At 69.6% G+C, this 6934-nt stretch carries 5 protein-coding genes and 1 pseudogene; 4 read left to right on the forward strand and 2 right to left on the reverse strand.

Going from position 1 to position 6934, the window contains the following annotated elements; genetic code table 11:
* Window positions 1–14: 14 nt before the first annotated feature.
* Both G3N92_RS05015 and G3N92_RS05020 read right to left on the reverse strand, forming a co-directional pair.
* Window positions 15–842: a glycosyltransferase gene (locus G3N92_RS05015; protein ID WP_206126351.1), complete on the reverse strand. Its 828-nt coding sequence runs from the start codon at window positions 840–842 to the stop codon at window positions 15–17.
* Window positions 839–2101: an oligosaccharide flippase family protein gene (locus tag G3N92_RS05020; protein ID WP_206126352.1), complete on the reverse strand. Its 1263-nt coding sequence runs from the start codon at window positions 2099–2101 to the stop codon at window positions 839–841. The genes G3N92_RS05015 and G3N92_RS05020 overlap by 4 nt, the downstream gene beginning before the upstream one ends.
* Before the next feature lie 298 nt (window positions 2102–2399).
* Here G3N92_RS05020 and G3N92_RS05025 point away from each other — a divergent pair, with 298 nt between their 5' ends.
* The 4 genes and pseudogenes from G3N92_RS05025 to waaA form a co-directional block, all read left to right on the forward strand.
* Window positions 2400–3794 carry a phosphomannomutase/phosphoglucomutase gene (locus G3N92_RS05025; RefSeq protein WP_206126353.1) on the forward strand — a complete coding sequence of 465 codons (1395 nt, stop codon included), beginning with the start codon at window positions 2400–2402 and terminating at the stop codon, window positions 3792–3794.
* 115 nt (window positions 3795–3909) lie between these two features.
* Window positions 3910–4949 (forward strand): annotated as a pseudogene (gene waaC / locus G3N92_RS05030) (lipopolysaccharide heptosyltransferase I).
* Window positions 4950–4959: 10 nt separating this feature from the next.
* Window positions 4960–5868 carry a Kdo hydroxylase family protein gene (locus G3N92_RS05035; protein ID WP_206126354.1) on the forward strand — a complete coding sequence of 303 codons (909 nt, stop codon included), beginning with the start codon at window positions 4960–4962 and terminating at the stop codon, window positions 5866–5868.
* A 37-nt stretch (window positions 5869–5905) separates the two neighbouring features.
* Window positions 5906–6934 (forward strand): lipid IV(A) 3-deoxy-D-manno-octulosonic acid transferase (gene waaA, locus G3N92_RS05040; RefSeq protein WP_206126355.1); only part of this gene is annotated, 1029 nt, incomplete at its 3' end.

A 6934-nucleotide genomic window follows, 5' to 3' on the forward strand; every position in this document is an offset into this window, starting at 1 on the left:
ACGGGGCGCGCGCATCAGGCGGCGCGGCGCGAGGCGAACGAGCGCCGCTTGAGCGCCTGCAGCAGCGAATACGGCGTGACGAGGTGCAGCAGGTATTTCGCCAGGCCGCACCAGTCGTAAGGGTTGCGCACGTCGAAATAGCGGATTACGAGCGCCAGCGTCGATTGGATCTGCCGGCGCCGTTTGGTGGCGCTGATGCCGCCTTCGTTCAGTTCGTAATATAGGCCGAGTTCCGGCAGGTTCGCGCAATCGTAGCGTTCCATTAAGCGCAAAAAAATGTCGAGATCCTCGGCGGCCCGATATTTGATGCGATAGTTGCCGACCTCCAGCACCCGCGCGATATCGAGCATCACCGACGGATGCACCAGCGGCGAACGCGCGAAACGCGTGCGGCGCAGCCGGGCCGGATCGGCCGGCGGCGTCAGCATGAACAGCGGGCGGCCGTCGCGCGAGATCACCTGGGTCCAGGCGCCGACGCAGGCCACGCGCGGGTTCGCCGCCAGGAACGCGCGCTGTTTGACGAGCCGCCGCGGCGCGGCCAGATCGCCCGCGTCGATGCGCGCCGCGTAGCGGAAGCCGCGCGCGGCCAGCGCTTCCATGCCGGCGGCCAGCGCGCGCTCGATGCCGCCGTTCCGCGGCATGCGCAGCACCTCGATGCGCAGGCCCGCGTGCTCGCCCGGCGCGATGGGCGGCGTGCTGCCGTCGTCCACCACCAGCACGTGCACGGGCGCCGGCTCGTCGAACGAGGCGAGCGTGCGTTCGAGATCCGCGTGGCCGTTGTAGGCGGGAATCAGCACCGCGACGTCGTCGAGGGCGCCGGCGGGCGTGGGGGAGAGCGTCATGGGCGCAGTGTCTGGCGGATGTAGTGGAAATTGACCGAGGCGGCAGCGAGATAGCCGGCGGCCAGCCCGACGAGCGCGCCGTACAGGCCCAGCGCGGGAATCGCGACGGCATTGGCCGCGGCCGCCACGGCCAGCGCCAGCACCCATTTCGCGAGCAGCACGAATTTCGCCTGATATTTGAGCACGACGAGATTGCCGATCGCCTCGATGCCGGCCGGCACCGACAGCCACACGGCCCAGCGGAAGATCGACACCGACTGCTCGAAGCCCGGCCCGAACACGCGACCGATGATCAGCGGCGCGAGCAGGTCGAGCACGGCCGCGCCGCCGATCATCAGCGCGCTGGTCATGGCGATCAGGCGCCACACGTTGCGGCGCAGTTGCGGCACGTCGGTCACGCGGTAGACGAAGGCCGGCGCGATGGTCTGCGCGAGCAGCAGCGCCAGCGTGATCCAGTTCTCGTTAAGTTGCTGCGCCGCGGCATAGCGGCCCAGTTCGGCGAACGACACCTGCTGCTGCAGCATCAGCCGGTCGAGCTTCAGGAACAGGTACATGCAGACCAGGCCGATCCAGAACACCGTGCCGGCCGAGGCGAAATGGCGGAACAGCGGGCCTTCGACGCGCCAGCCGAGCCGGCCGCCGTTGCGGCGCCGGTAGTAGAGCATCAGCGCCACCGCGATCGCGCCGGCTTCCAGCGCCCAGAGCCAGCCGTAGCTGGCCGGCGCGGCGGCGGCGCGCACCAGCAGCCAGACCAGCAGCGCCTTGCCGAGCGCGGCGAACATGCTGGCGATCAGTTGCGGCTTGCTGTACGTCATGCTCTGCAGCCAGGCGTTGACCACGCCGACGAACGGCTCGCGCAGCACCATCGTCACGGCCAGCCCGGCCAGCATCGCGCCCACCAGCGGATCGACGAGGCCGGCCGCGATGCCGCCCCAGGTCAGGCCGAGCGCCGCCACCGACACCGAAAAGCGCAGCGCGAACGCACTGCCGAGCACCGCGCCGAGCTGGGCCGGCGGGCGCTGGACGATGGTGGGCACGAGAATTTCGGCGCCGCACACCCAGGTGAGCGGGGCGAGCACCAGCAGCAGCGTGTTCGCGTACTGCCATTTGCCGAACGCGTCGGGGCCGAGCGCGCGCGCCAGCAGGCCGCTGATCGCGATCGCGACGCCGATCTGGGTCAGGCGTTCGAGGCCGAGCCAGACGAGATTCCGGGCGGCCCGGGCGACATCGGGGTTCGCGATGCGCGAAAGCTTCAGCATGAAAAAATTCGAACGAAAATAGGGCCGACGCCGGCCCGGGCCGCCGTGCCGATTTTCTAATTTGCGGCGCTGAAACATCCACGCATTAGAATGGGCGGCTCGCGGTCGAAGCCCGGCCGCCCTTAAGCGGCCTGCCGCGCTGAGCGGCCGGGTCGAAACCAGCGATTATAAGTTGTCCGGGTTCCAACCCGACATTCACGGGGAGCGTGCCACCGCCCGTTTGGGCGCCGGCGGCGCGCCGGTCAGGCCGGTGCGCGATGCGGAGCCAATTTTTCCAAGCACGACAGAGAGTGAATCGATGATTTCCCAATCCATTTTCAAGGCGTACGACATTCGCGGTGTGATCGGCAAGACGCTCGACGCGGCCACCGCCCGCTCCATCGGTCAGGCATTCGGCAGCGAAGTGCGCGCCCAGGGCGGCGACGCCGTGGTGGTGGCGCGCGACGGCCGCCTGTCGGGCCCGGAACTGATCGGCGCACTGTCGGACGGGCTGCGCGCGGCGGGCGTGGATGTGGTCGACGTCGGCATGGTGCCGACGCCGGTCGGTTACTTCGCGGCCAGCGTGCCGCTGCCGCTGGCCGGCGGCGAGCGCCGCGTCGATTCGTGCATCGTGGTGACGGGCAGCCACAACCCGCCCGACTACAACGGCTTCAAGATGGTCCTGCGCGGCGCGGCGATCTACGGCGAGCAGATCCAGGCGCTGTACCGCCGCATCGTCGACGGCAACTTCTCCGAAGGCAGCGGCAGCTTCGAGCAGCACGACGTGTCGGACGCCTACCTGCAGCGCATCGTCGGCGACATCAAGCTCGCGCGCCCGCTGAAGATCGTCGTCGACGCCGGCAACGGCGTGGCCGGCGAACTGGCGCCGCGCCTGTTCAAGGCGCTCGGCTGCGAGCTGGTCGAGCTGTTCACCGAAATCGACGGCAACTTCCCGAACCACCACCCGGATCCGGCGCACCCGGAAAACCTCCAGGACGTGATCCGCGCGCTGAAGGAAACCGATGCCGAGATCGGCTTCGCGTTCGACGGCGATGGCGACCGCCTCGGCGTCGTCACGAAAGACGGCCAGATCATCTACCCGGATCGCCAGATGATGCTGTTCGCCGAGGAAGTGCTGTCGCGCAACCCGGGCGCGCAGATCATCTACGACGTGAAGTGCACGCGCAACCTGGCGCAGTGGATCCGCGAGAAGGGCGGCGAGCCGCTGATGTGGAAAACGGGCCACTCGCTCGTGAAGGCCAAGCTGCGCGAAACCGGCGCACCGCTGGCCGGCGAGATGAGCGGCCACGTGTTCTTCAAGGATCGCTGGTACGGCTTCGACGACGGCCTCTACACCGGCGCGCGCCTGCTCGAGATCCTGGCCCGCGCGGCCGATCCGAGCGCGCTGCTCAACGGCCTGCCGAACGCGGAATCGACGCCCGAGCTGCAACTGAAGCTCGAGGAAGGCGAGAACGTCGAGCTGATCGAGAAGCTGCGCGCGAACGCCAAGTTCGACGGCGCGGATGAAATCGTCACGATCGACGGCCTGCGCGTCGAATACCCGGACGGCTTCGGCCTCGCGCGTTCGTCGAACACCACGCCGGTCGTGGTGCTGCGCTTCGAGGCGAACACCGCCGAAGCGCTCGCGCGCATCCAGGACGATTTCCGCCGTGCGCTGACGGCCGCCAAGCCCGACGCCAAGCTGCCGTTCTAAGCAGGCAGTGCCACGGAGCGGCCCGCCATGCGGCCGCTCCGGTTCGTCCCTGGCTCGTCTTCCCGAATCTTCCCGCCGCATCCCGTTTACGGGATAAGCCCGCCGACGCGATAAAATCGCGTCTTTGGGTCCTTGCCGGCCTGTCCCGGTTTTTTCAGCGTGCAAAAAATTCTGATCGTGCGCGTGTCGTCGCTCGGCGACGTCGTGCACAACATGCCGGTGATCGCCGACATCCACCGGCGCCATCCGGATGCGCAGATCGACTGGCTCGTCGAGGAAGGCTTCGTCGAGCTCGTGAAGCTCGTGCATGGCGTGCGCAACGTGTTGCCGTTCTCGCTGCGGCGCTGGCGCAAGTCGCTCGGCAGCGCGCAGACCTGGCGCGAGATCCGCGCCTTCCGCCGCCGGATCGCCGGCGAACACTACGACCTCGTGATCGATTGCCAGGGCCTCATCAAGAGCGCCTGGGTGGCGAGCTGGGCGCGCGGCCCGCTGGTCGGGCTCGGCAACCGCACCGACGGCGCCGGCTACGAATGGCCGGCGCGTTTCTTCTACCGCCGCCGCGTGCCTATCGCGCCGCGCACTCACGTGGTCGAGCGCACGCGCCAACTGGTGGCGGCCGCGCTCGGCGATCCTGCGCCGGCGCCCGAGGACGAACTCGAGTTCGGCCTTGACACGCATCAGGCGGCGCGCGCGCTCGCCGCGGCCGATCTGAATCTTCCGGTACCCTACGTCGTCTTCGTCCACGCGACCTCCCGCGCCGACAAGCAATGGCCCGACGCCGCCTGGATCGAACTCGGCCAGACGCTGGTGCGGCGCGGTGCGTCGCTGGTGCTGCCGTGGGGCAGCGAAGCCGAGCGCGCAACCAGCGAGCGGCTCGCGGAGGCGTTCGGCGCGGCCGCGATCGTGCCGCCGAAGCTGTCGCTGCCGGCCGTGGTCGGGCTGATCGACGGCGCGGCGGCCACCGTGGGCGTGGATACGGGCCTCGTGCATATCGCAGCGGCGCTCAAGCGGCCCACCGTCGAACTGTACAATTTCGCGACCGCGTGGCGCACGGGCGGCTACTGGTCGCCGAACGTCGTCAATCTCGGCTCGGCCGGCGCGCCGCCCACCCTGTCTCAGGTGAAGGGCGCGCTCGCGTCGTTCGGCCTTCTGTAACGGTGCGATCATGACCGAATCCCTGCCGGGCGCGCAGCCCGGATCCCAGATCCTCGATATCGAATCGGCCGACTGGCACGGGCAGCAGTTGTCCCTGCCGCGCGAGCAATTGCTGGCGGCGGTCGAAACCGGCAAGGTGCTGTACTTCCCGAACCTGCGCTTCGCCATCGAGGGCGGCGAGGAAGCGCTGCTCGATCCGGCGCTGGCCGATCCGCAGCGCAAGAACATCAGCCTCGCGCCGAACGGCGGCGCGATCGCCGGCGTGCTCGGCGACGCCGTCACGCAATCGGCCGTGCGCGCGCTGGTGGCGCGTTATCAGCAGCAGGCCGCCTCGCTCGTCGACGGCCTGTTTCCCGAATATCGCGGCAAGATGCGCGTCGCGCCCACCAGCCTGCGGCTGCGTCAGGTCGAAACGCGTGAAACCTCGTGGCGCAAGGACGACAGCCGGCTGCACGTCGACGCGTTCCCGTCGCGGCCCAACTACGGCGAGCGCATCCTGCGCGTGTTCACGAACGTGAACCCGAACGGCGCGCCGCGCGTGTGGCGCGTCGGCGAGCCGTTCGAGGACGTCGCCAAGCGCTTCCTGCCGTCGATCCGCCCGCAACTGCCCGGCGCGGCGTGGCTGCTGAACCTGCTGCACGTCACGAAATCGAAGCGCAGCGCCTACGACCATCTGATGCTGCATCTGCACGACGCGATGAAGGCCGACCTCGGCTATCAGCAGGATTGCCCGCAGCAAACCATGCCGTTCCCGCCGGGCAGCGTCTGGATCTGCTTCTCGGATCAGACGTCCCACGCGGTGATGTCGGGGCAGTTCATGATGGAACAAACGTTTTTCCTGCCGGTCGGCGCGATGGCGCGGCCGGAATGCGCACCGCTCGGCATTCTCGAGCGGCTGCAGCAGCGCGCGCTCGTCTGAGCAGCCGCGCACGGTTCGGAGCAATCACGGTGGTGTCATGTTGAGAGCGGTGTATCGCGCGCTTTGGTGGATCGTCGCGCCCATCGCGGTGCTGCGTCTGGTTGGGCGTTCGCGCCGCGAGCGCGGCTATCGCGAGCATATCGGCGAGCGGTTCGGTCGGATCGCGCCGGCCATGCGCGCGTTGCGCGGCCCGGACGATCCGGCGCCGCTGATCTGGGTGCATGCGGTGTCGGTCGGCGAGACGCGCGCGGCGCAGCCGCTGATCGACGCGCTGCTGGCGGCGCGGCCCGACGCGAAGCTGCTGATCACGCACATGACGCCGAGCGGCCGCGCCACCGGCGAGCAACTGTTCGGCGCGCGCGTGCTGCGCTGCTATCTGCCGTACGACATGCCGCATCTGGTGCGCCGCTTCCTGCGCGCCTGGCGGCCCACGCTCGGCCTCGTGATGGAAACCGAGGTGTGGCCCACGCTGATCGACGAATGCCGGCGCGCCGACGTGCCGCTCGTGCTGACCAACGGCCGCATGTCGGCGCGTTCGTTCCGGCGCGCCTCGCGCTTCGGTTCGGCCGTGCGCGAGGTGTTCGGCGGGTTCTCGCGCGTGCTCGCGCAAAGCCCGTCCGATGCCGAGCGCCTGAGCGCGCTCGGCGCGCGCAACGTGGCGGTGCTCGGCAATCTCAAGTTCGACATGACCACGCCGCCCGAACTGGCTGCGCGCGGCCATGCATGGCGCGACGCGATCGGCGCGCGGCCGGTGTGGGTGGCGGCCAGCACGCGCGAGGGCGAGGAGGCGCTGGTGCTGCGCGCGTTCGCGGCCATGACCACGCCGGGCGCGCTGCTGATGCTGGTGCCGCGTCATCCGCAGCGTTTCGACGAAGTGGCCGCGCTGGCCGAGCGCGAGGGGCACGCGGTGGCGCGCCGTTCGGCGCTGTGGTCGCCCGGCGCGGCGGCCGCGGCCAGCGGAGCGAGCGAGCAGGTTCCGGGCGAGGTCACGGTGCTGCTCGGCGAGTCGACGGGCGCGCGGGGCGCGGTGTACGCGGCCGCCGACCCTGCGTTCAGCGTCGGACGC

Origin of the sequence: Burkholderia sp. Ac-20379 (assembly GCF_017104645.1) — a bacterium.
GTDB lineage: Bacteria > Pseudomonadota > Gammaproteobacteria > Burkholderiales > Burkholderiaceae > Burkholderia.